The sequence below is a fragment of the Streptomyces sp. NPDC050703 genome (genome assembly GCF_040654435.1).
Taxonomy (GTDB): Bacteria; Actinomycetota; Actinomycetes; order Streptomycetales; family Streptomycetaceae; genus Streptomyces.
In genome coordinates this window covers 1-25,332 of sequence record NZ_JBFAHX010000063.1, presented here as the reverse complement: position 1 = coordinate 25,332, position 25,332 = coordinate 1, and the positions used below count along the sequence as shown (strand labels likewise).

The following is a 25,332-nucleotide window of genomic DNA, read 5'->3' as shown; positions in this document are numbered from 1 at the left end:
CACCTGCGGTTCGAGCGGTCCAGGTGGACCAGAGGGGCTCTTTCACCGTGTCATTGCTGTCCGCACCCAGTGTGCCCGCGTACGTGCCGAAGGCCCGGCCGGCCTTCGAGCACCCACGACCCGGCCACCCGGAGACCATCGCGGTCCGGGTGACCGCGACCGAACTCCCGCACAGTTCACCGGCCCTGGTCTACGAAGCGCTCCTGCGCGACCGCGAGCGGGACGACGTGTACCTCTTCGAGAGCCTGGACGGCCCCGCCCAGGACCGGCACTCCGCCGTCGTCGGCTGGGGACGCCTCGCCGAACTCCGGCTCTACGCCGACCGCGTGGAGCTCGCGGCGCCGGGCGCCCTCGGCGCCGCGCTGGCCCAGGTGGTCACGGGCGTCGCCGGGGAGGCGACGGCGGTCCGCGGCGACCGCCGGGAGTGGGCGGCGCGGAACTCCCGGGAGGCATGGCGGCTGCTGCGCGCCGTCCAGGGCGCCTTCACCGTCGACACCGAGGTGCCCGACACCACGTTCGCCTTCGGGTTCCTGACCACGCTGGCCTACGAGTCGGCCTGGGACATGGAGCGCCTTCCGCAGAGCCAGCGGGAGGGCGACCTGCCGCGCTGCACGCTCGCGCTCTTCCGGCACACGGTCTGGTACGACCTGGGCTCCGGGAGCGTGCGGCGGCTCTCCGCGGCCGGTGAACTGCTGCCGCCGGACGGCGGAGCGCTGCCGCACGTGCTGGCCGAGGGCACCCCGGAGCACTCCGCCCCCGCGGTGCCCGAGGCGCCCGCGCCCCGGTCGGTACGGGACAACGTGGACGAGCGGACGTTCACCGAGCGCGTCGAGCGCTGCCTGCGGCACATCGGGGTGGGCGACAGCTACCAGATCCAGATCGGCCACCGCATCGACGTGGAGTCGGAGCTGACGCCGCTGGAGGTCTACCAGCGGCTGCGGCACCGCAATCCGTCCCCGTACATGTACCTGGTCCCGTGGGCCGGCCGTACGGTGATCGGGGCGAGCCCGGAGCTGTTCATCCGGATCGAGGGCGGCCGGATCTCCATGCGTCCCATCGCGGGCACGGCGCCACGGGCCGCGGACCCGGCACAGGACGCCCGCCGCGTCACCGAACTGCGCGCGAGCGCCAAGGAGCAGGCCGAGCACGTCATGCTCGTCGACCTGTGCCGCAACGACATCGGGCGGATCTGCGTGCCGGGCACGCTGTCGGTGGACGCCATGATGGAGGTCGAGCCCTTCGCCTACGTCCACCACCTGGTCTCGACCGTGTCCGGGCAGGTCACCGACGGTACGGACATCTGGGCGGCGATCTGCGCCACCTTCCCGGCGGGCACCATGACCGGGGCGCCCAAGGTCCGCGCCATGGAGATCATCAACGACATCGAGGACGATCCGCGGGGCATCTACGCGGGCGCCCTCGGCCTGGTCGACGTACGCGGCTTCGCGATGCTCACGCTGTGCATCCGCACCGCCGTCCACGACGGGGACCACTACACCACCCAGGCGTCCGCCGGTGTGGTGGCCGACTCCGTGCCTGCCGCCGAGTGGCGGGAGACGCTGGCCAAGATGAGCGCCACCTACTGGGCCCTGACCGGCGAGGAGCTGCTGCCGTGAGCGCCGTACACCCGGAGGAACCGATGACCGCCGAGAGCCGGCCGAAGGTGCTGCTCGTCGACGCGTACGACAGCTTCAGCCACATCATCGACCAGTACCTGCGCACCCTCGGCGCCGAGACCGAGGTGGTTCGTTCGCACACCCGCACTCCGGAGGAGCTGGCCGGACTGCGGCCCGACGCGGTCGTGCTCGGCCCCGGGCCCGGCCACCCGGCAGCCTCCGGCCACGTCGAACTCGTGCACACCTTCGCGGGCCGGGTGCCCCTGCTCGGGGTCTGCCTCGGACACCAGGCGATCGGCCTGGCCTACGGGGCCCGCGTCGCCGTCGCGCAGAACCTGATGCACGGCAAGGCCAGCCAGGTCCGCCACGACGGCCGGGGCGTGTTCGACGGCGTCGGGGCGCCGCTGACCGTCACCCGGTACCACTCCCTGATCGTCGACGCTTCGGTACCGCCCGAACTCGACGTGACCGCGACGTCGCTCGACGACGGCTACGTCATGGGCATACGCCACCGCACGCACGCGGTCGAAGGAGTGCAGTTCCACCCCGAGAGCGTGATGACCGACCACGGGCTGCGGCTCTTCGACAACTTCCTGGCCGCCGCGCGACGGGCACCCGCGCGGATCGGCTAGGCGGCGGACGCCGGACCCGACACGACACGACACATCATGGGGGAGGGACACGTGACCGAGCAGCAGGCCCTGGCCGTGGTCACCGGCGGCGCGGGCGGCATCGGCCGAGCCGTCACGGCGGCGCTCGCCGAGGCCGGCCACCGGGTGCTCGCCGTGGACATCACGACGGGCGCAGACCCGGCGGCGCACGCCCGGCTGACCGCCGACGTGGGCGACCCCGGTGCGGCCGAGGACCTCTTCCGGCACATCGAGCAGGAGTACGGACTCCCCTCGGTCCTGGTCAACAACGCCGGGATCTACGAGGCGAGGGACTTCTTCGACTACGACGCGGACAGCTACCGGCGCGTCCTCGACGTCAACGCCGGGTCGGCCTTCTTCTGCACGCAGTCCATGACGCGCCGGCTGGTCGCCGCCGAGCGGCCGGGCAGCGTCGTCAACATCGCCTCCATCAGCGGCCGCGTGGGCAGCCCGGACACGGCGTACGGAGCCTCGAAGGGTGCGGTGATCGCCCTGACCCGCGGCCTCGGCCGCTCACTCGCCCCGTACGGCATCCGCGTCAACGCCGTCGCCCCAGGAGTCATCGACACCCCCATGGCCGCCCGCATCCCCGCGGACCGCACCACCGGCTACCTGGACAGCGTGCCGCTCGGCAGGTTCGGCCGGGCGGCCGAGGTCGCCGCCGCCGTCCGCTACCTGGCAGGACCCGCCTCCGGATACGTCACGGCGAGCGTGCTCGACGTCGACGGCGGCCTGCACTGACACCCCGGGCCGGGGCCCCGGCCGCCCCGCCCGGCCCCTGCCGACCACACGCACGCGCCGCCCCGCCCGCGCCGCCCGGCGCCGGGGCCCTCGCGCGACCCACCATCCGAGAGGACCACCATCATGTGGCTGCCCACGCATGGGCCCGCAGCCGAGTTCGCCGCGCAGTACCTCGACGTGCACCGGGCCTTCTACGACCGGACCCTCACCGACGAGGCGCTCGACGCCTGGCGCACCCGCCGGCTGCGCACCGTACTCGACCAGGTGTCGACCGGTTCGCCGTTCTACGCACGCCATCTCAAGGACATCGATCTGGCGGCGGTGACCCCCGACGACCTGACGGCACTGCCCTTCACGACCAAGGCCGACCTGCGGACGGAGATGCTCGACGTCCTCAGCCGCCCCCTGACCGACGCCGTCTTCTTCTACGAGACCACCGGCACCACCGGCCCCGCCACCCCGTGCCCGCGCGACGAACGCGAGGTCATCGCCAGCAACGCCCACGTCACCGAGTCCTGGGCCTCCGTCTTCCGGCGCCACTTCGACGGGCACGCCCCGCGCATCGGCCTGATGGGCCCGACCGAGGTGCACTCCTTCGGCGACACCCTCGGCGACGTGGCCCGCAACGTCGGCTCGATGAACGCCAAGATCTGGCCCTACTCCCCGGTCATCGGCTTCCCCAAGGCCCTGCAGCTGATGCGGGACCTGGAGCTGGAGGTGATCTGCTGCACGCCGGGCGTCGCGCTCACCCTCGCCAAGGCGGCCGAGCACTACGGCTACGACCTGCGCCGCGACTTCGCCGTGAAGCTGCTGTTCGTGACCGGCGAGATGTGCACGCCCGCCCTGGCGCACAACCTGGAGAGCGTCTGGGGCGCCGACGTCTACAACATCCTGTACGGCTCGCAGGAGGCGTTCGTCATCGCCACCGCCTGCCGCAACAAGCGGATGCACCTGTCCCAGACCAACTACATCGTCGAGGTCGTGGACGCGGCCACCGGCGTCTCGCACGGCCCGCGCGGCACCGGTGAACTGACGGTGACGATGCTGGTGGACGGCGTGAAACCGCTCGTCCGCTACCGCACGGGCGACGCCGTGACGGTCGAGGAGTCCGACTGCGACTGCGAGATGCCCGGCGACCTCGTGCGCATCGTCGGCCGCACCCTGGACCGCCTCGAACTCGGCTCGCGGCTGTTCACCGCGGGACAGATCGAGACGGCCGTGCTGACCGGCGTCACCGGAGCCGCCGGCTACCAGGTCGTGATCGAGCGGGACACCGCGGGGCAGGACCGGCTCACGGTCCGCCTCGAACTGCTCACCGGGCGGACCGGGAACCCCGCCGCGACCGCGGAAGGCGTGCGCGAGCGGGCCACCGAGGCGCTCGGGGTGCCGGTCGACGTGGAGCTCAGCGACGGCCTCGACCCGATCGTGAGCACCGGTGCCTTCGTGAGCTGGAAGGCGGCCCGCATCGTCGACCGGCGCACCGAACCCGACCACGAGACCCGGGTGGCCCAGCGGATGGCGGCGAACCGTGGCTATGAGAACTGACACCGCGGTGCCGCGGGGCACCCTTCCCGCCTGGCGGCCCGCCGAGGAACTCGGCGCCCGCTGGGACGAGCTGACCGGCCTCTGGGCCGAACGGCCCGGGGGCAGCCTGGGGACACTGGGACCCGCCGGCACGTCGAGCCACCTGGCCGCCGACTTCCTCGCCGAGCGGTACGGGCTGCGCGTCGAGCTCATGCCCACCTTCGACGAGGTGCTGTCCGGACTCCTCGCCAAGAGCTTCGACTTCGCGCTGGTGCCGAGCGCCTACCAGGGGCTGACCCGCTTCCACTGGCACAGGGACCTCCGCCTGCGGGCGTTCTTCCCGCAGGCCACCCCCGAGTACGGCATAGCGGAACGGCCCGACGCCGGTCCGCCCGGCGGCACCGGGCCCGTGGCGGTCGCCGCCATGTGGGAGGTGCGCTGGATCTACTCCGAGGTCGTCCCCGCCGCCCTGCGCGGACGTGAGGTGCGCTGGGTGGACGCCGCGTCCACGCAGCACGCCGCGGAGCTGCTGCGCGACGGCGAGGCCGACCTCGCGCTCACCAACGCGCCCGGCGTACGGGGCCACGGGCTGCGCTGGGTCAGCACCCGCCCCGGCGCCGAGATCATCTGGACGCTCTTCGGCCACGCCGGAGACGCCTTCGAACCCCGCACCTGAACCCGACCGACCAGCGAACACTGGAGACCATCCCCGTGCCACGCAAGACCCTGCTGCACGACGCCACCGTCCAGGAAGGCCTCGGCACGGCCTCGCTGCCGCGCCACAGCGTCCTGATCGACGGCGGGCGCATCGAAGCCGTACTCCCCGCGGGACAGGCCCCGGCGGACCACCCCGACATCGACGTCCTCGACCTGGACGGGCGCACCGTCATGCCCGGGATGACGCTCGGGCACACCCACATCGCCTACCTGGACATCCTCGACGGACGGGAGATGCTGTTCAAGTACTCCGTCCCCGAGGTCACCCTGGCCGCCGCGGAGAACACCACCCGGCTGCTCTCGCTCGGCTACACCGCCTTCGTCGGAGCGGGCTCCGTCGCCGGCATCGACATGGCGCTGCGCAAGGCCGTCGACTCCGGACGGCTGAAGGGCCCCCGCATCACGCCGTGCAGCAGGGACCTGATGGTGTCCGGGCCGCCCGAGCGCCGCAACGCCGACGTCAAGAAGCGCATCCCCTCGGACCTCATGCGGCTCGCCGACACCCCGGAGGAGATGGCCGAGTACGTCGCGGGGGAGATCGCCCAGGGGGCGGAGATCGTCAAGGTCTTCTCCTCCGGTGACGACACCTTTCCCAACGGGCGCTCCCACGAACTGCTCTTCACCGCCGAGGAACTGGTCGTCGCCGCCCGGACCGCACACGAGCACGGGGCGCGGGTCCGCGCCCACTCGCGGGGCCTCGCCGGCATCCGCAACGCCATCGCCGCCGGGGTGGACGTCATCGACCACGCCACGTACGCCGACGACGCGGCCCTGGAGGCGATAGCCGAGCGCGGCATCTTCGTGGTCCCCAGCCTCTACCAGCCGCACATGCTGCTGACCACCGGCACCGAGCACGGCAAGACGCCGGAGTACCTGGAGACGCTGGAGTTCACCGCCGAGATCGAGAACACCCTGCGCATCCTGCCGATCATGGCGGAGATGGGGGTGCCGATCGTGGCGGGCGACGACTTCGGCTTCGCCTGGACCCCGCACGGCACCTACGCCAAGGAGCTTGAGCTGTACGTGACCATGGCCGGCATCCCCGCGCCGACCGTGCTCACCTGGGCCACGGCCAACGGCGCCCGGCTCGCCGGACGGGGCGACGAGGCGGGGACCGTGCGGCCAGGACGCCTGGCCGACCTGGTGGTCACCGACGGCGACCCCGCCGAGGACATCACGGTGCTCGGCCGCCCCGGCGCGATCGAACTGGTCCTGCTCGGCGGCGAGACCGTCGCGGGCAGCGCGGAGCCCTTCCGCGCCCGTACCCCGGCGGGAGCGCTGTGATGGCGGGTACGGACACGGCCGCCGCGAAGACGCGGGGCTCCCGGACGCCGGTGCTGCCGGTGCTCGCCGTCGGCGCCTTCGCGATCGGCACCGACACCTTCGTGGTGGCAGGAGTGCTGCCCGAGGTCGCCCGCGACCTGCGGACGGGCCTGGCCGACGCGGGCTGGGTGAGCACGGCCTTCGCCCTCACCTACGCGGTGCTCGCCCCGGTGCTCGGCGCGCTCACCGGCCGCCTCGAACGGCGCACGGTGCTGCTGATCTCGCTGGCCGGCTTCACGCTCGGCAACGCGGCCTCCGCGCTCGCCCCCACGCTGGGGCTGCTGCTCGCCGCCCGGATCGCGACCGCGGCGAGCGCTGCCCTCTACATCCCCGCGGCCTCGGCCACCGCAGGGTTCCTCGCACCGCCCGAGCGGCGCGGACGGGCCCTCGCCGTGGTGCTCGGCGGGCTCTCGGCGGCCACCGTGGCCGGAGTGCCGTTCGGCACCTGGCTCGCCGCCGATCTGGACTGGCGTGCCACCTTCTGGGCGCTTGCCGGGCTCGGCGTGGCGTGCGCCGCGGCGGTGGCGGGGCTCCTGCCGCAGGTGCGGCTGCCCGCCGCGCCGAACCTCGCCGCGCGGCTGGCGCCGGCCAGGGACGTCCGGGTGCTGCTGACCGTGGTGACCACCCTGCTGTTCATGACGGGCGGCTATCTCGCGCTCACCTACGTCGGCGGGGTCCTCGCCCCGGCCACCGAAGGCGACGGCACGACGCTGGCGCTGCTCCTGCTGGTCTTCGGGTGCACGGCGGTCGCGGGCACCATGCTGGGCGGCCGGGCCACCGACCGCTGGGGCGCGGTCCCCGTCCTCGCCGTCTCCGTCGCCGGGCTCGCCGTCGTCCTCGGGACACTCCCGTACAGCCGCGACACCCTGACCGGCGCCGTGCTCGCCATGGCGGCGTGGGGGCTCGCCGCGATGGCCACGCAACCGCCGCAGCAGCACCGGCTGTTCACGATCGACCCGGGCTCCGGACCGCTGCTGCTCTCGCTGAACTCCTCGGCCACGTTCGCGGGCATCTCCCTGGGCGGCTTCCTGGGCGGCCAGGTGATCACACACGGGGGCACGGACGCGCTCGACACCCTGGGCCCCGCGGGCGCCGCGTGCGCCGTGCTCGCCCTCCTGGCGACCCTCGTCGCCGCGCGCGGGGCCCGGACCGTCCGGCACGAGGCCCCCGACCGGACGCACGGGGCGCCCGAACCCGTGCCGGACAGAAACTGAGCCGACCAGCCCGGCCATACCCGGAAGCGGCCACTTCCGGGTATGGCCGGGCGGGAGTGGTCGCCTCCCGGGGGCGTTCGGTGCAAGTGGCCTTTCAGGATCGGTGGGAATTGGCCACACCCGCCGGTCCGCCCGCTCCCTACTGTCGTGCCTTGTCCACACCATCCCCGACCTGCCACGAAGGACATTCACATGGATCGGTCCACTTCCACCACGGGCACTCTGACGGTCACGGTCGACGACCGGCTGTTCGACCGCGTGCCCGGCTACGTCCTCGGGCTGATCGCCGTCCCGGACATCGACGTGGCGGCGGCCGACCCCGCGGTGTCCTCCTCGCTCACCGAGGCCGAGGACGCGCTGCACCGGCTGTCGCTCGGCAAGGCCGACGTCTCCGCGCTGCCCACCGTCGCGGCCTGGCGTGAGGCGTACCGGGCCTTCGACGTCAACCCCAACCGGTTCCCGTGCGCGGCCGAGTCCCTGCTGCGCCGGGTCGCCAAGGGCGACCGGCTGCCGCGGATCAACGCCCTGGTCGACCTCTGCAACGCGGTGTCGCTCGCCACGCGGCTCCCCGTGGCCTCCTGCGACGTGGGTGACATCGAGGGCGAGCTTTCCGTACGCCCCGCCGACGGCGACGAGGTCTATCTGCCCCTCGGCGCCCCGGACGCCCCGGAGCATCCGGAGCCCGGCGAGATCGTCTACGCCGACGGGCAGGGCAGGGCGCACTCGCGCCGCTGGAACTGGCGGCAGAGCGATGTGGTGAAGACGGACCGCGGGCGGCGCAGGCTCCTCGTCACGGTGGAGGCGGCGCACGACGGGGCGCGCGAGGCGGTCGACGCGGCCCTCGGGCGGATCGCGGACGCACTGGACGCACTGGAGGCACCGGGCGGTCCCGGCGGGCGACGGCAGCAGCCGGTCGTGCTCGACCGGTCCGCACCGTCCGCCGTGCTGTTCACCGCTCCGGCGGCCCTTCCGGCCCGCTGAGCGCCATCCATCCCGTGGAGGAGACCCTGATGAACCGCTCGATCCTGGTGGTCTACCGGCCGGAGGCCGGCCGGTACGAGGCACAGTTCCGCAGCGTGGTGGCGGCCGCCGCCGACCTCGGCGTCCAGACGGTGGTGCTGCTGCCCGAGGGCTGGGAGGCACCCGAGGCCGGCGAACTGCCCCGGTACCACGCCGACCTGGAGGACACCGCCTCCGTGCGCGCGGCGGTGGACGACATCGTCGCCCGGCACCGGATCGAGCGGATCTTCCCGCTCTTCGAGGGCGACGTCCTGCCCGCGAGCCGCGCCCGCCGCGACCACGGAATCCCCGGCCTGACCCCGGACGAGGCCCTCAACTTCCGGGACAAGAACGTGATGCACCGCCGGGCCGAGGAACTCGGCGTCAAGGTGGCGCGCTCGGTCCGCCCGGACACCGTCGGCGCGGTCGCGGACTTCGCCGAGCAGGTCGGGTACCCCGTCGTGATCAAGCCGTACGCGGGCTGGGCCTGCGGCAACACCTACCGGGTCGACAGCCGCGCCGAACTGGACCGCGTCTGGAACGAGATGGGCGACGACCGCCACGAGTACCGGGTCGAGGAGTTCATCAGGGGCACCGAGTTCCACGTGGACTCACTGCTGCAGAACGGCGACGTCGTCTTCGAACAGCTCTCCCAGTACACCTACTCCGTACTGGAGTACCTCGACGAGCCGGGCGGGACGATCTCCCGCAAGCACGACCTCTCCGAGGACGAGCGGCGCATCCTGGCCCTCAACGCCGAGGTCCTGCGCGGCTTCGGGATGCGCACGGGCGTCTCGCACGCGGAGTTCTTCCTGCTCGACGACGGCACCGTGGTCTTCGGCGAGGCCGGGGCGCGGGCCGGCGGCGGATCGATCGTGCCGGCGATCGAGGCGGGGCGCGGCATCAACCTCGCCGGCGAGTGGTGCCGCCTCGAACTCGACGCGGACCACCGGCCCGCCGCGAGGACCGGCCCCGAGGTCGGCACGGAGTACCTCAGCTCCGCCGCGTACGGGCGCATCACCGCCATCAGCACGCCCGAGGAGCTGATGGCCCTCGACTCCGTGCTGGACGCCGACGTCTGGAAGCGCGTCGGCGACGTGCTCGCCCCGCCCACCCGGTCCAACGACGTCCTGGGCTGGTACGTCTGCGAGGGCACCGACTTCGACGACGTGCGGGGCCGCTTCAAGACCGTACGCGACGCGTTCCGCGTCGAAACCGTACGGGAAGCCGAGCAGGGCTGATGCCGGACCTGGAGAAGCCGTCGCCGACGTGGGTGACCCGGTTCAAGGAACTGCCGCTCGCGTTGCGGGTGCTGTTCCTCGCGGCCTTCGTCAACCGCGCGGGCATGTTCGTCTTCCCGCTGCTCGCCGTCTACCTGGTGCGGGGCAAGGACCTCAGCACCGGCGAGGCGGGCCTGCTCATCTCGGTCGGCAGCACAGGGCTGCTGGCGGGCAGCCTGCTCAGCGGACCCTTCTGCGACCTGCGCGGACGCCGCCCGGCGCTGATCACCGCGCTGCTCCTGAACGCGGCCGGCTATCTGGGCCTCGCCACCCTGGACGGGCCGCCGTGGACGTACGCGGTCCTGCTCTTCGTCGCCCTCGTGGGCATGGGCATGTTCGGGCCCGCGTCCAACACGCTGATCGCCGACCTGGCCCCGCCCGAGCAGCGGCCCTTCGCGTACACCATCAGCTACATCGGCAACAACCTGGGCATGGGCGTCGGTCCGCTGCTCGGCGGACTCGCGGCGGCGTACTCGTACCACGTGATGTTCGCGGGCAACATCCTGGCCGGACTGCTGTGCGCGGCGCTCATCGTGCTGTGGGTGCCGCGCGACAGCAGGCGCGCCGCGCGGGACGCGGACGACGCCGGCTCCGGCGGAGCCGGGGCGGCGGAGCGGCCCGCCGAGCGGGAGCCCGGCGGGAGGCGGGGACACCACCATGTGCTCCTGCTCGTCCTGGCCTCCTTCTTCTACGTCGCGCCCCTGATCGGCCTGGAGTACGCGCTGCCCCTGGCCGTGACCACGGTGCTCGACCGGACGGCGGGCCTGGTCGGCGTCGTCTACACGATCAACAGCGTCATCGTGGTCGGCTTCGGCCTGCTGATCGAGAAGCGAATCCAGCGGTACGGCGCCAAGACGCTGCTCGTCACGGCCGGGGCGCTGTGGGCCGCCGGGCTCGCGCCGCTGGCCTTCGCCTTCTCGCTGCCGATGATCCTGCTGTCCACGGTGGTGTGGACCCTCGGCGAGATCATCGTCTCCGTCGTCGTGCCCACCTACATCGCAGGACACGTCCACGAGCGCCGCGTCGGCAGCTTCATGGCGCTCAACGGGTTCGTCCTCGGCGTGGCACGCCTGGTCGTCCCCGTCGGCCTGGGAGTCATCTGGCAGTCCCACGGCCACGACCCCGTCTTCACCGTCCTCTTCCTCGCACCCGTCGTGGGCATGGCCGCGTTCGCGCTGCTGCGCGTCAAGAGCCTGATCGCCGCCCCCGACCCACGGGACCAGCCTTCCTCCTCCGCACCAGCCGAAGCACCTACCGGAAAGTGATCATGCCGAACACGAAGTTCCTGCTCGCCGAAGACCGCATCCCCACCACCTGGTACAACGTCATCCCGGACCTGCCGGGCGGGCTCCCGCCGATGCTGCACCCCGGCACCAAGGAGCCGATCAGCGAGGCCGACCTCGAACCGCTCTTCCCCGCCGAGCTGATAGCCCAGGAGTTCAGCACCGACCGGGAGATCGACATCCCCGGCGCGGTCATCGACATCTACCGGCAGTGGCGGCCCGCGCCGCTGATCCGGGCCCGCCGCCTGGAACAGGCCCTGGACACGCCGGCACGCATCTACTTCAAGTACGAGGGCGTCAGCCCGGCGGGCAGCCACAAGCCCAACACCGCCGTCCCGCAGGCGTACTACAACAAGCGAGCCGGTGTGGAGCGGCTCATCACGGAGACCGGCGCGGGACAGTGGGGCAGCTCCCTCGCGCTCGCCTGCTCCTACTTCGACCTCGCCTGCGAGGTCTACATGGTCAAGGTCAGCTACCAGCAGAAGCCCTACCGGCGCGGCCTGATGGAGACCTTCGGGGCCAGTGTGACCGCGAGCCCGAGCGAGCTCACGGCGGCCGGGCGGGCCGCGCTCGCGGCCGACCCCGACTCCACCGGCAGCCTGGGTCTGGCCATCTCCGAGGCGGTGGAGGTCGCCGCGGGGAGCGGCGGCACCGCCAAGTACGCGCTGGGCTCCGTGCTCAACCACGTACTGATGCACCAGACGATCATCGGCCAGGAGGCGCTCCTGCAGATGGAGCTGGCCGACGACTACCCCGACATCGTCATCGGGGCCGCGGGCGGCGGCTCCAACTTCGGCGGGCTCGCCCTGCCCTTCCTGCGCGAGCAGCTGGGCGGCGGCCGCTCGGTGCGCGCCATCGCCGTGGAGCCCTCGTCCTGCCCCACGATGACCAAGGGCGGCTACGAGTACGACTTCGGTGACACCGCAGGGCTCACGCCGCTCACCAAGATGCACACCCTCGGCCACGACTTCGTCCCGCCGGGCATCCACGCGGGCGGCCTGCGCTACCACGGCATGGCGCCGATCATCAGCGCCCTCAAGGAGGCCGACCTGCTGGAGGCCCGCGCGGTCCCGCAGACCGCCTGCTTCGAGGCGGGCGTGACCTTCGCGCGCAACGAGGGCATCGTGCCGGCCCCCGAGTCGACGCACGCCGTGCGGGCCGCCATCGACGAGGCGCTGAAGGCCAAGGAGGAGGGCGCGGAGCGGAGCATCCTCTTCACCCTCTCCGGGCACGGCCACTTCGACATGCAGGCGTACATCGACTACTTCGCAGGCAAGCTCCAGGACTGACGGGGCCCGGCAGGACCGGCAGGGCCGAACAGGACCGAACAGGACCGACAGGACTGACAGGACGGCAGGACCGGCAGGACCGAAACGGGGAGAGCAGTGCAGGGAAAGCGACCTTTCATCCTTGGGATATCCGGCTCCGAACGGGCCGGGGGCAACACCGACCTGGCCCTCGACCACGCGGGCCTGATCGCGCGGGAACGGGGCGCCGAGTTCGACGCCATCCACCTGCGGGACCACCGCATCTCACCGTGCAGCCCGTGCGGTGACTGCAACAACCGGCTCACGCCGTGCGAGCTGCGCGACGGGATGCCGGACATCGTCGAGCAGATGAAGCGGGCCGACGGCATCCTCTACGCGGTGCCCGTGCACGGCTTCGGCCTGGCCCACCTGATGCAGATCTTCATCGAGCGGGCGGGCGTCGGCTTCCTGCGGTTCGACCGGCCGCTGGCGAACAAGGTCGGCGGGATCATCGTCACGGGCCGCCGCTACAGCGACTCCTCCGTGCACAACCAGCTCGTCGACAACCTCCTGCTCAACCGCATGATCCTCGTGGGCAGCGGCTTTCCCGCCCTGCTGCGCAACACCTCGCCCGAGCCGGGCCTCAACGACGCCGAGGGCCTGGACGCCCTGGAGCGCATGGTCCACCGGATGCTCGACATGGTGCAGCTCCTGAAGAGCCAGGAGGCGCTCACCGGCGGGCCGGTGCTGCCGCCGACCGACCGCAACGAACGGGTGTCGCGGCGGGGCACGCGACCCCTCGCGAACCGCACGCAGTGATCCCGCAATTCCGTGGCCCGCATTCCGTGGTCCGCAACTCCGCAATTCCGAGAAGGGAACCGCAATGACGACAGAGGCGACCTCGGCGACCGAGGCGACCGAGGCGAGCGAGACGGCACAGGGCGCCGCGGCGGCCGAGGGTGTGACGCCCACCCTGGTCGGCATCGACTTCGACGCCATCCCGTGGGAGAAGTGGCACAAGCCGGGCGCCGACGGCCGGGTGAAGATCGCCTACACGCAGGGCATGCGCGCCAGGCTGATGGAACTGCCCGCGGGCTTCAATGAGCAGGAGTGGTGCACGCGCGGCCACCAGGGCTATGTGCTGCAAGGCGAGTTCACCATCCACTTCGACGACCGCTCGGTGCCCTGCCGGCCCGGCATGGGCTTCCTCATCCCCGGCGACGAACGGCACCGCTCGCAGGGTGCCGAGGGCGAGCCCACCGTCGTCTTCGTGATCGACCAGGTCCCCGCGTCATGAGACCCGGCACCGGCACGGAGCCGGGCGGCGACCCGGGGCCGGACGGCGGCACGGCGCCGGGAGACGGCCGGATCGGTGAACTGCGGCTCACCATCGACGACCTGGACCGCAGGATCGTGGCCCTGCTGGCCGAGCGCACCACCGTGGTGCGCACCCTCACCGAGTACAAGCGGGACGAGGAGGCCGTCCGCTCGCCCGGCCGCGTCGAGCAGGTCGTCGCCAAGGTGCGCGGGCTCGCCGAGGAGTACGGCATGCCACCAGGGATCGCCGAGGCCACCTACCGCACCCTCATCGACGAGCTGACCAGGCTCCAGCTCGACCGCCTCGCCGAGCGGCGGCGGGAAGCCGCTCCGGGGGCCCGCTCGTGAGCGCGCGCCTCGCCGATCTGCGCACCGCGCTCGCCGGGCTCGACTCGACCCCCGGCGAGCTGGTGCGGGTCAGGGAGGAGGTCCCGGCCCGCTACGGGGTGTCGGCCCGCTACGCCCGGTGGGCCGGGGCCCCGGCCCCGCCGCCCACCGGGCCGGGCCCTGCGGTCCTCTTCGAGCAGGTCACCCCCGAATCCGGCGCCCCCAGCGCCGTACTGATGGGGCTGTACGGGACGCGCCGGAGAGCCGCCGGTCTGCTGGGGCTCACCCCCGCGGAGCTGCCCCACCACCTGCGCGACGCCGTGGCGTCGCCGCTGCCCCCGGTGCACGTCGAAGGGGCGGCAGCGATCCGCAGGACACCGTGCGCACCGGACCTCACCACGCTGCCGGTCCCGGTGCTCACCGACGAGGACGCGGGACCGTACCTGACGCTCGGCGCGGTGCTCGCCACCGACCCGGACACCGGTGTGCGGAACCTGTCCATCCACCGGATGTGCGTCCAGGGTCCCGACCTGCTGACCATCTGGATGGTGCCGGGCCGCGACCTGGAGCGCGCCCACCAGGCCGCGCTGCGCCGCGGCGAGAGCCTGCCCGTCGCCATCCACCTGGGGGTCGCCCCCGCCGTGCTCCTCGCCTCGTGCTGCCCGACGTCGCTGGTCCCCGCAGGTCTCGACGAACTCGCGGTGGCCGGGGCGCTCGGCGGGGCGCCGGTGGAGCTGATGCCCTGCCGGACGGTGGACACCGACTGCATCGCGCACGCCGAGTACGTCCTTGAGGGCGAACTCCTCGCGGACACCCTGCCGGAGAACCCCGCAGGGGCCGCGGCCACCCCGGAGTTCCTCGGCTACCAGGGCCGCGCCCACCCCGCGCTCCCGGTCATCAGGGTCACCGGGATCACGGCCAGGCCGGGAGCGATCCTCCAGGCGGTGTCGGGCCCCGGCCACGAGCAGTCGGTCCTGCTCGGCTTCGGCATGGAGGCCGCGGTGCTCGAACGGCTCTCGCGGCGCGGCGCGCCGGTCTCCTCGGTGCACTGCCACACCGCCGGGGGCGGGCAGTTGATGGCGGTCGTGCAGTGGCGGCGCAAACGGGCCGCCGCGGACGACGCCGGGGTCCGGGACCACTGCCGGGCGATCCTGGAGGAGTTCCGCATGATCAAGCTGGTGGTGGCGGTCGACGACGACGTGGACCCGGAGTCCGACCAGGACCTGTGGTGGGCGATGGCCACCCGGCTCCAGGCCGACCAGGACGTGGTGGTGCTCCCGGACCGCGAGGGCTTCCCCCTCGACCCGACGCAGTCACCCCTCTACTCACCGACGGTGTCCGCCGACGGCCGTACGGCCAAGGCGGTCTTCGACTGCACGGTGCCCTTCGCCCAGCGGGACCGGTTCCGCAGGCCGGGGTTCACGCGGGACGCGCCGCCGGTTCCTGGACCGCGGCTGCCAGACGCGCCACTCCCTCGGTGATGTGCGCCGTGGACAGCGCCGCGTACCCCATCAGGAAGGCCGGTTCCGACGGCGGGTCCTGTACGTAGTACCCGGACGCGGGGTAGATCCGCACCCCGAGCGCCGCCGCACGGCGGGCGATCCCCGCCTCGTCCTGGCCGCGCAGACCCGGCAGCGTGACCAGGACGTGCAGGCCGGCGGCCTCACCGGAGAGCCGCACCCCGGCCCCGAAGTGCTCGTAGAGCGCTTCGAGGAGCCGGTGCCTGCGCTGCCGGTACAGCCGGGTCGTCTTGCCGATGTGCCGGGCGTAGGCGCCGCAGGAGATGAAGTCGGCGAGCCCTTCCTGGTCGACGGTCGGCGTGAGCCTGTCGGTGATCCACTTGATGCCGAGGAAGGGCTGGACCAGGCGCCGGGGGAGGATCGCGTAGCCGATGCGCAGGGCGGGGAAGAGGGTCTTGCTGAAGCTGCCGACGTAGACGACGACGTCCCTGTCCTGGTCGGAGGCGAGGGCCGGCAGCCGGTCGCCGGAGAAGTGGTACTCGTTGTGGTAGTCGTCCTCCAGGACGGTCGCTCCCCTCTCGTGGGCCCACCGCACCAGTGCCCGCCGCCGCGCCTCGGACATCACGTGGCCGGTCGGGAACTGGTGGGACGGCGTCACGTAGACGAGGCGCACCCGGGCCGGGTCGTGGCCGTGCGCCCGCACCCGGGCGTCGATGTCCGCCACGCGCAGCCCCTCCTCGTCCACGGCCACCGGGACCACGACGGCCGCGGACGAGCCGAAGATCTGCCGCAGCACGGTGTGGCTGGGGTCCTCGATCACCACGATGTCGCCGGGGGCGAGCAGCGCGCGGACGAGGATGTCCATGGCCTGGGTGGCGCCGTTGGTGACGACGATGCGGTCGGGGGAGGTGTGCAGGGCACGGCTCTGCCGCACGAGCGCGGCGATCTCGGTGCGCAGGGCGAGGGAGCCCTCGGCGAGACCGTAGCCGAGGGTGGTCTCGTCGGCCCTGCCGTAGGCATCGGCGAGGGACTGCCGCCAGCGGGCCACCGGAAAGCTCGACAGGGCCGGTGTGCCGTGCCGGAAGTCGAACGAGCCGCCCTTGCGGCGCATCGGCGGCGGCTCCCACGGCTGCCACAGCGTGTGCCCGGCATCGGTGGGCCTGGGCGGCTGCGGGGTGAGCGGCGCGGCGGACGCGGCAGGCGGTACCGGAGCCGCGGCGGGCGCCGGGTCCCCGGCGACCTGGGTGCCGGACCCCCGGCGCGCGGTGAGGATGCCGTTGGCGCGCAGCAGTTCGTAGGCGCGGAGGATGACGGTACGGGAGACACCGAGCCGCTCGGCGAGTTCCCGGGAGGCGGGCACGGTGTCCCCGGGGCGCAGCCGGCCCGAGCGCACCAGCGCCACGATCTGGTCGCACACCTGCTGCTGGAGCGGCAGGGCGCCTTCGCGGTCGAGGGTGATCGGAAGTTCGGTCGATCCCAACGCGTGCCTCCCCATGACCGCGGTCCGTCCGCCCGAGTCTTTCACAGGCCGGCCCACGGCGGACGAGACACCTCTGACCTGCGCAAAGCCCATGAAGTGCCTGCTATAGGGTGCAAGTTCACCGGGTGCGGCCACGCGGACATCAGCGTGGGCCGCGCGCCACTGAGAGGCAGAGTGACGATGACGACGCAGCCCGCAGCCACCCCCGCCGTCCGGCTGGTGGAGGCCAGGCACCGCTACGAGATCCTGGTCGACGGCGAGAGCGCGGGCTTCACCGCGTTCCGCGACCGCGACGACCGGCGCGTGTTCTTCCACACCGAGATCGACGACGCCCACGCGGGGCAGGGCCTCGCCTCGGTCCTCGTGCGCGAGGCGCTGGACGACGTACGCGGCAGGGGCATGCGTGCCGTGCCGATCTGCCCGTACGTGGCGAAGTTCCTGAAGAAGCACGAGGAGTACGCGGACCTGGCCGACGAGGTGACCCCGGAGGCCGTCGCGTGGCTGGACGGCGTGCTGAAGCGCTGAGCGGGACGGGACGGCTTCGCCCCCCCCGCGACAGCACCGCCCGCGCCTGCGCGCGCGGCGCGGGGCCCGTTCGCGAGTTCGAGCAGGGCCGCTCCTGCGTCCCGGCGTGCACGGTCCTTGCCTCAGCGCGCAGAAGGGGCCGCACACGCTCCCGTCGCGGCGGCGGGCAGCCGAAGCTGATCGCATGAGTCCGACGATCTCCCCGCCCCGTACGTCCCCGTCCCACGAGGCCGGCTTCCCGCGCGTACGCACGGCGCGGGGAGGGGGAGCGGCGCAGGCCGTGCGGCGGCGGGACGGAGGGCAGGACCGCGACGCCCTGTTCCGCGGGCTGCGTGCCTACGTCGACGCCAACCTCTGGGACCGGAACCTCACGCCGGCGAGCGTCGCGAAGGCCCAGCACATCTCCCTGCGCTACCTGCACAAGCTCTTCGAGGGGCGGGGCAGCACGGTGGGCCGGTGGATACGGCACCGCCGCCTGGAGGAGGCCCGCCGGGAGCTGGCACGACCGGGCCACGACGACGTCACGGTCGCGGCGGTCGCCAGACGCTGGGGCTTCGCGAGCGCCGCGCACTTCAGCCGGAGCTTCCGGGCGGCGTACGGGATGTCCCCGAGCGACTGGCGCGACGGCCGGACGCGCCGAACCGCCTCGTCGTCACCTCCGCCAGAACAGGTGATGCGTCATGCCGCTCGGGCTGGGCACGACCTCCAGGTGGAACCGGTCGAGCAACTCCTCGGGGGACTCCCACAGCCGTAGTCCGGACCCGAGCTCCACCGGCGAGACCGCCACGTGCAGGGTGTCGACGAGGCCGGCGTCGAGGAACTGGCGGACGGTGGTGACCCCGCCGCCGAGCCGGACGTCCTTGCCCCGCGCCGCTTCCCGGGCCCGTGCGAGGACCGTGGCGGGGTCGCCGTCGACGAAGTGGAACGTGGTGTCGGAGAGCGTGAACGACGGACGCTCGTGGTGCGTCATGACGAACACCGGTGTGTGGAACGGGGGCTCCTCCCCCCACCAGCCGCGCCACTCGTGGTCCTGCCAGGGCCCGCGCTGCGGCCCGAACTTGTTGCGGCCCATGATCTCGGCCCCGATGTTGCGTGCGAAGTCCCGCGTGAAGTAGTCGTCGAGGCCCCGGCTCCCTCCGCCGTCCGTGCGCAGGGGCCAGCTCGCCGTGGCACCGGCCCAGGAGAACAGCCTCGCCGGGTCGACGGCGTGGCCGAACGGCTTCTCCAGGCTCTGGTCCTCACCGGCACCGATGCCGTCGCTGGAGACGGTGAAGTTCATGACTCTCAGCAGTTGCTCCATGTGCTTTCCCATCAGGTCCTGTCGGCGTCATCGTGTGGCGACGTGCCACACATCATGACGTCGAACGGGGCGTGGCCGGATCGACATCGGCCGGCGACTTCTCTGTGCCGGTCCGCCGCGCGGGGCCGGCGGGCCGCGGGGAACCGGCCGTCCCGCCGGACCGCAGGGAGGCCGCGAGCACCGCCGCCCCGACGAGGGCGACGAGCATGACCCAGACCGCGCCGACGTGCATGGCGTGGACGAACGCGTCATCGGCGGCCCGCGCGAGGCCGGGCCGGTGGCTCGCGGCGGCGGCGTGGCGGGCCTGTTCGGCGGAGACCCGCGCCTGGTCCCGCACGGGGCCGGGGACACCGCGCAGCGAGGGTTCGATCGCGCTGCGGTACGCGATCGACGTCAGCGTGCCGCCCACCGCGATGCCGATCACGCTGCCGGTCTGGCGCACGGTGTTGGTGACGGCGGACCCGGCACCGGCCCGGTCCAGCGGCAGGGAGCCGATCAGGGCCGCCGTCACGGGGCCGAGCACCATGCCGACGGAGAGCCCCTGGACCAGCAGCAGGACCTCGATCCATCCGAGCGGGGTGCGCAGGCCGAACAGGCCGTAGGCGCCCATGGTCAGCGCCGCCACGGTGAACGCCGGTACGGTGACGGCGCCGAGCGACCAGCGCCGGACCAGACGCGCGCCGAGCGGTGCTCCGAGGACGGCGCCGAGCGCGGTCGGGAGACCGGCCGCCCCCGCCTCCATCGGCGAGAAGCCGCGGGCGCCCTGGAGGTAGAACGCGTGGGAGAAGGTGATGGCGGCGACGGCGAAGAGGAGGAGCCCCAGCGCCGCGTTGCCGCCGCCGAAGGCGCGCCGCGCGAGCAGCCGGGGATCGAAGCCGGGCGCCCTGCTCCGCAGTTCGACGCGTACGAACGCGGCGAGCAGGAGCAGTCCGACGGCGATCGGCGCCCAGACATCCGTACGGCCCCAGGCGGCCACCTGCCCGGCGCGGATCAGCCCGTAGGCCACGGCCGCGAGACCGCTGGCCGACAGCAGCATTCCGGCCGGGTCGAGGGGCCTCCGGACGGGGCTGCGGAAATTCGGTACCAGCACGGCGATCCCGAGCAATGCCACCACCACGACGGGAACATTGACGAGGAAGACCGAGCCCCACCAGAAATGGTCGAGGAGGAATCCGGCGAGGACGGGGCCCACGGCCATTCCGACGCCGGCGGACGTCGAGGAAATAGCGATGGCCGTCGCCCGTTCGGGGCCGGTGAAGGTCCACATCAGAATGGCCAGGTTGGCGGGCATGATCAGCGCGCTGCCCACCCCCATCGCGGCCCGTGCGGCGATCAACTGGCCCGCGTCGCCCGCGTACGCGGCCCAAATCGACGCCCCGGCGAACACGACGAGGCCGGTCGCGAGCACGGTGCGGTGGCCGAAGCGGTCGCCCAGCGCGCCCGCGGTGAACATGAGGGTGGCGAAGGCCAGGGTGTACGAGCCGGTGGCCCACTGGAGCCCGGCGGGGCCCGCGTCCAGCCCGCGGACCGGGTCGGCGAGGGTCTCCAGGGCCGTGCTGAGGACGGTGTTGTCCAGCCAGATGAGCAGCGAGCACGACATGAGAACGGCGAGGATCGCATGCTGCCGGGATTTCGACAGCGTCGGGGATGGCGTCATGAATACCTTCTGGTCCGCTCGGCGGTAAGGGAGACGAGCGGACCGTAGGCAATTGTCGAACCCCTGTCAATTTCGGGTTTTGGGGGGCCGAAGAAGCCATACGAAAGGGTAGTTGTCAATTGTCGATCGAGGGCACGGAAAGCGGCTGAGCCATGTTTTCGCATTGCTGTCAATCATCGGGAGAATTCACTGCGCGCATTGGGTGGCCGTGCGGCGCCACCGCTGCGGTCGTGCGACTGCCGTCCGGTCCCGGCACGGCGGGCGAAGTGTGCACGCAGCGGCACGCATCGGGGTGGCGCTGCGTGCCCCCGCACGGCCGCGAGACGCCTAGGGTGAGTACTCCGTGCCCGGTGGAGCCGCGGACGGCGCCGTGATCCGCCCCTCGTGCAGGAGTCCCCGTGGAAGCAGACGTCCCCGCCGGCCGGGAGCGACCTGTCCTCGAACGGCGGACGCGGGCCTTCGCCGCGGCGCACGCCTGCCCCGCGGCCGAGTCCGACGTCGCGGCGTCCCGTACCCGCGTGGCGTCGCTCTGGGACGGCGGCGGCCCGGACGAACCGGACGTCGAGGAGGAGTGGCTCGCCCTGCCGGGGCCCGACGGCGACCGCGTCAGGGTCCGCATCCTGCGCCCGACGGGGACGACGGCAGCACCGGAAGCCGCGCGGGCGGCGGCCGGAGCGACCGGGGCGGCGGAGGAACCCCTGCCCGTCGTGCTCTATCTGCACGCCGTCGGCTGGATGCTCACCGACGCCTACGCCCACCGGCGGCTCCTCTCGGACCTCGTCCTCGGCGCGGACGCCGCCGTGGTCGTGCCCGAGAACGAAGGGCCCCGCGACGCCCGGCACCCCCACGCCGTGGAGCGCGCCCACACCGTCGCCCGGTGGCTCGCCCTGCACGGCGGCGAATGCGGCCTCGACGGGAGCCGGATGGCGGTCGTCGGCGTCAGCGCGGGCGCCCAGCAGGCCGCCGCCCTCACCCTCGTGGCGCGGGAGCGCGGCGGCCCGCACCTCCGTCACCAGGTGCTCGTCTGCCCGGTGACGGACGCCGCGATGGACACCCCGTCGTACCGCCACTTCGAGGACGGCTACTTCCTCGGGCGCGCCGCCATGCGCGACTACTGGCAGCGGTACGCGCCCGACCGCGCGAGCCGCGCGCACGGCGTCGTCTCCCCGCTGCGGGCGCCGCTGGCCGGGCTGCGCGGGCTGCCTCCCGCGCTGGTGCTCACCGCCGAGGCCGATGTGCTCCGCGACGAGGGGGAGGCGTACGCGGCGCGGCTGCGGGAGGCGGACGTACCCGTGGTGTCGATCCGCTACCAGGGCACGATCCACGGCTTCCCGCTGTTCGACAAGCTCCGCGCCACGGAGGCGTCGCGGGCGGCCCGCATCCAGGTGATGGACACCCTGCACGCCGCCCTGCACGGAGCCTGACGGGCCCCTCCGCCGGGGGCGTTCCGCCTGGTCACGGGCGGTGCTCGGACCGCTTCTCCAGCGGCACCCCGAGCGGTCGCGCGAGGCCGACGACGCCCTCGTCGAGGCGTTGCAGATGCCGCAGCACGCGGAAGGCGACCGAACCGGTGCGCAGCACCTCCTGGCGGCCGCTGTCCAGCAGGGAGGCGATGCTGGCGCCGGACTCGATGGTGCCGGTGGTCTCCTCGTCGCGTACGTGCGCGGCGATGAGGTCGATGTTGTGGGTGATGCGCTGCCCGGCGAGCGCGAGCCGGGCGTCGGCGGCGACGCTCTTGCTGGAGGGCACCAGCTCCGCGGTGGCCGCGAGCGAACGCGCGTGGTAGGCGCAGGTCTCCAGGAGCGCCATGACGTAGCGGGCGGCCTGCCGCCTGGCCCGCAGCGGGGCGATCGGGTGGGTCAGCGGCTTGGTGGAGCTGCGCAGACCGTCGAGGGCCGTGTCCAGGTCGCGGGCCAGGTCCACGAGGTCGACCGGGGGCCCGCCGCTGAGCTGGGCGACCGCGGCCGACACGACGTCACGGAGCCTGGCCAGGACGGTGCCCAGCTCCTCGTCGGTGCGGTGCGAGGTCCGCACGGGCAGGATGAGGACGGCCGCGATGATACCGCAGGCCGCGCCGAGCGCGGTCTCCTCCACGCGCAGCACGAGCACGTCGAGGCTGTAGGTGTTGAGCAGCGTGTACAGCAGGCCCAGCATCGCCGTGACGAAGAAGGACATCAGCGCGTACGACAGCGGGGCCGTGAAGAACATGCCGAAGACGCAGAGCAGCACGAGGGCGAACGCGAGCCACGTGTGGTTGCCGACGGCCCCCGCGAGCACCACCCCCGCCACCACGCCGAGGACGGTGCCGAGCAGCCTGCGGTAGCCCTTGACCAGGATCTCACCGGTCGACGCGGTGTTGAGGAACACGACCCAGCAGGTGAGGACGGCCCAGTACCAGCGCTGCGTGGAGAGGAGCTCGCCGCCGACGATCGCGAGCGCGGAGCCCACCGCCACCTGCACCGCCGCCCGTGTGGTGGGGCGCCGCAGCCCCGCGGGTTCCTCATCGGCCGCGTCGGCCGCCTCCCCGGAGATCGAGATCTCCTCCGCCTCGAACTCCTCGCGGGAGCGCGCCGCCTCCGGGCTGTCGTACTCCTCGTCGCGCGCCCCGTCCACCGCGAGCCGCAGACCGAGGATGGCGCGCGCCGCCTCACCGACCGCGCGGAAGCAGTCCTGGATCGCCGGTGAGCCCTTGGGCAGACCCTGCTCCTCGCGGTAGCCGAGCAGGCGGTTGCGTACGTACGGCAGTGCCGTGCCGCGGTCGTCGGGCACCAGGCGCACCACCAGCAGGTGCAGGGCCCGCAGATCCCTGCGCAGCGCCGAGCCCGCGTCGTCCGCGAGCCTCGCGCGCGGCGGCAGGGGCGCGGCGGACTGCGGCAGGTGCAGGGTCAGGGTGTCGACGCGCTCGGCGCTGCGGGCGTTGAGGAGCAGGACCCCCAGGCGCTCGGCGGCGATCTCGGCGTCGGCGACCCTGCGCTGGAGCAGCGCCGCCGCGGAGGCGTCGCGCGTGCCCTCCTCCAGGCGGCCCTGGATCATCAGGGCGGCCTCGTGCAGCCGTGCCGTGCTCCGCCGCAGGTCGTCGAGGACCTTGTCGACGTCGTCGGCGTCGGCTTCGAGGAGGTCGATCTGGTGGGCGACCAGTTGGGCGAGGCGGGCCCGGAACGCCTCGCGCAGCCGCCGCAGCGTGCGCTCCGGAGTCTCCGGCACCACCGCGAACCGGACGAACGCGCTGCACGCGAAGGCCACGGTCAGCGTCAGCCAGAGGCCGGGGATCGCGGAGACGGGCGCGCTCACGAAGAGCGAGACGAAGTAGATCTGGAAGCCGATCAGGCCGAGCGCGGTCCCCCGGTCGCCGAACCGCCGCGAGTACACCGCCACGAAGATCAGCAGGACGAAGAAGAGGTCACCCGCGACGACGCGGGAGTTGAGCAGCGCCCCGAGAGCGATGGCCGCGAGCGCCACGGGCAGGCCGCACGCCAGCGTGACGGCCTGGCCGCGCACCTCCTTCTCCTGGATCGCGAAGGTGGCGACCATCGCCGTGATCGCGCCGGCGACGAGCTGCGTCACCGGGGTGCCGATCAGGGCGAGCACCGCCAGGGCGAGCAGGATCGCCCCCACCGTGCGCAGCCCCGCCATGAGGCGCAGAAGCCCCGGGTCGGACGCCGAGAAGCGGTCCCAGACGCCCTTCGCTGTCCGTCGTGCCGATGCCATCGCGATCCCCGTACTCCCACTTGCGCCTGCTCGGTGCCTTGCGGCGCTGCCCAGCATCGCACGAGTGCCTGTACGGAGATCAAGGCTGGTCGGAGGGGGTGCGCGCGGCCTCGGTGACGGACGCTCACCGGCCCGCTCCTCCGATCCCGTAGGGTTTGCGCTCCCGTCACTCCAGGAGGCACCGTGTCGCTCATCGGCCGTACGTCCCAGGCAGACCCGGCATGACGGCGCGCGTGGCGGTCGGGGACACCGTCGAGGACTTCACGCTGCCGGACGAGACCGGCGTCGAGCGCGGCCTCGGGGAACTCCTCGCCGAAGGACCCGTCGTCCTGTTCTTCTACCCGGCCGCCCTCACCCCCGGGTGCACCGCCGAGGCCTGCCACTTCCGCGACCTCGCCGCGGAGTTCGCCGCGGCGGGCGCGCGGCCCGTGGGCATCAGCTCCGACGGTGTGGAGCGCCAGATGGAGTTCGCCGAGCGGCACGGCCTCGGCTTCCCGCTGCTCTCGGACCCCGAGGGCGTGGTGCGCGACCGGTTCGGCGTGACCCGGGGCTTCTCCCTCGCGCCGACGAAGCGCGTCACGTTCGTCATCGCCGGGGACCGCACCGTCGCCGAGGTGGTCCGCAGCGAGATCCGCATGAGCGCCCACGCCGACCGCGCGCTCGAAGCGGTACGCCGGCTGCGGGGGAGCGCGGCCTGACACAGGCTCTCAGGGACCCGTGGGCTGTAGGTGTTTCGAAAGTGGCGTCGCCGGACAGGCGCGACTTTCGCGGCACGCCCTAGATGTATTGATCACGAGCATTGTTGACACGGGGGTCTTGATCAAAGGCGAAGACCTCCGGTGTGGTGGAGGTGTCTAGGCTCCACACCACACACGGAGGTCTTCGTGTCCCACCGTAATGCCCGGCTGACTGTTCATGGCAGGCGGCTGTTGATCCAGCGCGTCCGTTCCGGCCGCCCGGTCGC

23 protein-coding genes and 1 pseudogene are annotated in these 25,332 nt (G+C 72.9%); 20 read left to right on the top strand and 4 right to left on the bottom strand.

Annotated features, from left to right (window positions below):
* Window positions 1-47 precede the first annotated feature (47 nt).
* The 15 genes from AB0I16_RS33490 to AB0I16_RS33420 all read left to right on the top strand — a co-directional run bounded on the left by AB0I16_RS33490 (window position 48) and on the right by AB0I16_RS33420 (window position 15,719).
* Window positions 48-1,616 (top strand): anthranilate synthase component I family protein, encoded by a 1,569-nt coding sequence (locus tag AB0I16_RS33490; protein ID WP_363253449.1) that lies wholly within the window; start codon window positions 48-50, stop codon window positions 1,614-1,616.
* A gap of 23 nt (window positions 1,617-1,639) precedes the next feature.
* Window positions 1,640-2,248, top strand: a complete 609-nt coding sequence (locus AB0I16_RS33485; protein WP_363253455.1) for an aminodeoxychorismate/anthranilate synthase component II — start codon at window positions 1,640-1,642, stop codon at window positions 2,246-2,248.
* 51 nt (window positions 2,249-2,299) lie between these two features.
* Window positions 2,300-3,007: an SDR family oxidoreductase gene (locus tag AB0I16_RS33480; protein WP_363253448.1), complete on the top strand. Its 708-nt coding sequence runs from the start codon at window positions 2,300-2,302 to the stop codon at window positions 3,005-3,007.
* 123 nt (window positions 3,008-3,130) lie between these two features.
* Entirely contained in the window at window positions 3,131-4,552 is a 1,422-nt protein-coding gene (locus tag AB0I16_RS33475; RefSeq protein WP_363253447.1) for a phenylacetate--CoA ligase family protein, read from the top strand.
* Window positions 4,542-5,207, top strand: a complete 666-nt coding sequence (locus AB0I16_RS33470) for a hypothetical protein (RefSeq protein WP_363253446.1) — start codon at window positions 4,542-4,544, stop codon at window positions 5,205-5,207. Before AB0I16_RS33475 ends, AB0I16_RS33470 begins: the two co-directional genes overlap by 11 nt.
* A 35-nt stretch (window positions 5,208-5,242) precedes the next feature.
* Window positions 5,243-6,532 carry an amidohydrolase family protein gene (locus AB0I16_RS33465; protein ID WP_363253445.1) on the top strand — a complete coding sequence of 430 codons (1,290 nt, stop codon included), beginning with the start codon at window positions 5,243-5,245 and terminating at the stop codon, window positions 6,530-6,532.
* Window positions 6,532-7,785: an MFS transporter gene (locus AB0I16_RS33460; protein WP_363253444.1), complete on the top strand. Its 1,254-nt coding sequence runs from the start codon at window positions 6,532-6,534 to the stop codon at window positions 7,783-7,785. The genes AB0I16_RS33465 and AB0I16_RS33460 overlap by 1 nt, the downstream gene beginning before the upstream one ends.
* Window positions 7,786-7,977: 192 nt before the next feature.
* A complete protein-coding gene (locus AB0I16_RS33455; RefSeq protein ID WP_363253443.1) occupies window positions 7,978-8,766 on the top strand; it encodes a phenylalanine--tRNA ligase beta subunit-related protein in 789 nt (262 codons plus the stop codon).
* Window positions 8,767-8,795: 29 nt separating this feature from the next.
* Entirely contained in the window at window positions 8,796-10,025 is a 1,230-nt protein-coding gene (locus tag AB0I16_RS33450) for an ATP-grasp domain-containing protein (RefSeq protein WP_363253442.1), read from the top strand.
* Window positions 10,025-11,329: an MFS transporter gene (locus tag AB0I16_RS33445; protein WP_363253441.1), complete on the top strand. Its 1,305-nt coding sequence runs from the start codon at window positions 10,025-10,027 to the stop codon at window positions 11,327-11,329. Before AB0I16_RS33450 ends, AB0I16_RS33445 begins: the two co-directional genes overlap by 1 nt.
* Before the next feature lie 2 nt (window positions 11,330-11,331).
* Complete coding sequence (locus tag AB0I16_RS33440) at window positions 11,332-12,636, top strand: TrpB-like pyridoxal phosphate-dependent enzyme (protein ID WP_363253440.1); 1,305 nt, start codon at window positions 11,332-11,334, stop codon at window positions 12,634-12,636.
* A gap of 96 nt (window positions 12,637-12,732) precedes the next feature.
* Window positions 12,733-13,413 (top strand): flavodoxin family protein, encoded by a 681-nt coding sequence (locus AB0I16_RS33435; RefSeq protein ID WP_363253439.1) that lies wholly within the window; start codon window positions 12,733-12,735, stop codon window positions 13,411-13,413.
* A gap of 64 nt (window positions 13,414-13,477) precedes the next feature.
* Window positions 13,478-13,891, top strand: a complete 414-nt coding sequence (locus AB0I16_RS33430) for a cupin domain-containing protein (protein ID WP_363253438.1) — start codon at window positions 13,478-13,480, stop codon at window positions 13,889-13,891.
* Entirely contained in the window at window positions 13,888-14,259 is a 372-nt protein-coding gene (locus AB0I16_RS33425; RefSeq protein ID WP_363253437.1) for a chorismate mutase, read from the top strand. The genes AB0I16_RS33430 and AB0I16_RS33425 overlap by 4 nt, the downstream gene beginning before the upstream one ends.
* A complete protein-coding gene (locus AB0I16_RS33420) occupies window positions 14,256-15,719 on the top strand; it encodes a UbiD family decarboxylase (RefSeq protein WP_363253436.1) in 1,464 nt (487 codons plus the stop codon). Before AB0I16_RS33425 ends, AB0I16_RS33420 begins: the two co-directional genes overlap by 4 nt.
* Here AB0I16_RS33420 and AB0I16_RS33415 read toward each other — a convergent pair.
* Window positions 15,658-17,178, bottom strand: coding sequence for a PLP-dependent aminotransferase family protein (locus AB0I16_RS33415; protein ID WP_363253435.1), 1,521 nt, complete (start codon window positions 17,176-17,178; stop codon window positions 15,658-15,660). The genes AB0I16_RS33420 and AB0I16_RS33415 overlap by 62 nt on opposite strands.
* A 180-nt stretch (window positions 17,179-17,358) precedes the next feature.
* Here AB0I16_RS33415 and AB0I16_RS33410 point away from each other — a divergent pair, with 180 nt between their 5' ends.
* Window positions 17,359-17,703: a GNAT family N-acetyltransferase gene (locus tag AB0I16_RS33410; protein ID WP_363253433.1), complete on the top strand. Its 345-nt coding sequence runs from the start codon at window positions 17,359-17,361 to the stop codon at window positions 17,701-17,703.
* Window positions 17,704-18,016: 313 nt separating this feature from the next.
* A pseudogene (locus tag AB0I16_RS33405) lies at window positions 18,017-18,457 on the top strand (helix-turn-helix transcriptional regulator); the annotation flags it as partial.
* Here the strand turns inward: AB0I16_RS33405 and AB0I16_RS33400 are convergent.
* Both AB0I16_RS33400 and AB0I16_RS33395 read right to left on the bottom strand, forming a co-directional pair.
* A complete protein-coding gene (locus AB0I16_RS33400; RefSeq protein ID WP_363253432.1) occupies window positions 18,356-19,003 on the bottom strand; it encodes a dihydrofolate reductase family protein in 648 nt (215 codons plus the stop codon). The pseudogene AB0I16_RS33405 and the gene AB0I16_RS33400 sit on opposite strands and share 102 nt — an antisense overlap.
* A 52-nt stretch (window positions 19,004-19,055) precedes the next feature.
* The gene (locus AB0I16_RS33395) at window positions 19,056-20,660 is read right to left on the bottom strand and encodes an MFS transporter (RefSeq protein ID WP_363253431.1); all 1,605 of its coding nucleotides are present in this window, start codon (window positions 20,658-20,660) and stop codon (window positions 19,056-19,058) included.
* Between the two features lie 398 nt (window positions 20,661-21,058).
* On the opposite strand from AB0I16_RS33395, the gene AB0I16_RS33390 reads away from it, so the two are divergent.
* On the top strand, window positions 21,059-22,084 hold the full coding sequence (locus AB0I16_RS33390) for an alpha/beta hydrolase (RefSeq protein ID WP_363253430.1): 1,026 nt from the start codon (window positions 21,059-21,061) through the stop codon (window positions 22,082-22,084).
* 31 nt (window positions 22,085-22,115) lie between these two features.
* On the opposite strand, the gene AB0I16_RS33385 is transcribed toward AB0I16_RS33390, so the two are convergent.
* The gene (locus AB0I16_RS33385; protein ID WP_363253429.1) at window positions 22,116-24,368 is read right to left on the bottom strand and encodes an FUSC family protein; all 2,253 of its coding nucleotides are present in this window, start codon (window positions 24,366-24,368) and stop codon (window positions 22,116-22,118) included.
* A 221-nt stretch (window positions 24,369-24,589) separates the two neighbouring features.
* On the opposite strand from AB0I16_RS33385, the gene AB0I16_RS33380 reads away from it, so the two are divergent.
* Both AB0I16_RS33380 and AB0I16_RS33375 read left to right on the top strand, forming a co-directional pair.
* On the top strand, window positions 24,590-25,066 hold the full coding sequence (locus tag AB0I16_RS33380) for a peroxiredoxin (protein ID WP_363253428.1): 477 nt from the start codon (window positions 24,590-24,592) through the stop codon (window positions 25,064-25,066).
* 186 nt (window positions 25,067-25,252) lie between these two features.
* A partial coding sequence (locus AB0I16_RS33375; RefSeq protein ID WP_363247295.1) for a leucine zipper domain-containing protein occupies window positions 25,253-25,332 on the top strand: 80 nt, incomplete at its 3' end.

Bases quoted from the DNA above. Each gene is read 5' to 3' on its own strand.
- AB0I16_RS33470 (WP_363253446.1), top strand. From the start codon at position 4,542: ATGAGAACTGACACCGCGGTGCCGCGGGGCACCCTTCCCGCCTGGCGG.
- AB0I16_RS33395 (WP_363253431.1), bottom strand. From the start codon at position 20,660: ATGACGCCATCCCCGACGCTGTCGAAATCCCGGCAGCATGCGATCCTC.
- AB0I16_RS33475 (WP_363253447.1), top strand. From the start codon at position 3,131: ATGTGGCTGCCCACGCATGGGCCCGCAGCCGAGTTCGCCGCGCAGTAC.
- AB0I16_RS33485 (WP_363253455.1), top strand. From the start codon at position 1,640: ATGACCGCCGAGAGCCGGCCGAAGGTGCTGCTCGTCGACGCGTACGAC.
- AB0I16_RS33450 (WP_363253442.1), top strand. From the start codon at position 8,796: ATGAACCGCTCGATCCTGGTGGTCTACCGGCCGGAGGCCGGCCGGTAC.
- AB0I16_RS33430 (WP_363253438.1), top strand. From the start codon at position 13,478: ATGACGACAGAGGCGACCTCGGCGACCGAGGCGACCGAGGCGAGCGAG.
- AB0I16_RS33400 (WP_363253432.1), bottom strand. From the start codon at position 19,003: ATGGAGCAACTGCTGAGAGTCATGAACTTCACCGTCTCCAGCGACGGC.
- AB0I16_RS33380 (WP_363253428.1), top strand. From the start codon at position 24,590: ATGACGGCGCGCGTGGCGGTCGGGGACACCGTCGAGGACTTCACGCTG.
- AB0I16_RS33445 (WP_363253441.1), top strand. From the start codon at position 10,025: ATGCCGGACCTGGAGAAGCCGTCGCCGACGTGGGTGACCCGGTTCAAG.
- AB0I16_RS33385 (WP_363253429.1), bottom strand. From the start codon at position 24,368: ATGGCATCGGCACGACGGACAGCGAAGGGCGTCTGGGACCGCTTCTCG.
- AB0I16_RS33410 (WP_363253433.1), top strand. From the start codon at position 17,359: ATGACGACGCAGCCCGCAGCCACCCCCGCCGTCCGGCTGGTGGAGGCC.
- AB0I16_RS33455 (WP_363253443.1), top strand. From the start codon at position 7,978: ATGGATCGGTCCACTTCCACCACGGGCACTCTGACGGTCACGGTCGAC.
- AB0I16_RS33460 (WP_363253444.1), top strand. From the start codon at position 6,532: ATGGCGGGTACGGACACGGCCGCCGCGAAGACGCGGGGCTCCCGGACG.
- AB0I16_RS33425 (WP_363253437.1), top strand. From the start codon at position 13,888: ATGAGACCCGGCACCGGCACGGAGCCGGGCGGCGACCCGGGGCCGGAC.
- AB0I16_RS33440 (WP_363253440.1), top strand. From the start codon at position 11,332: ATGCCGAACACGAAGTTCCTGCTCGCCGAAGACCGCATCCCCACCACC.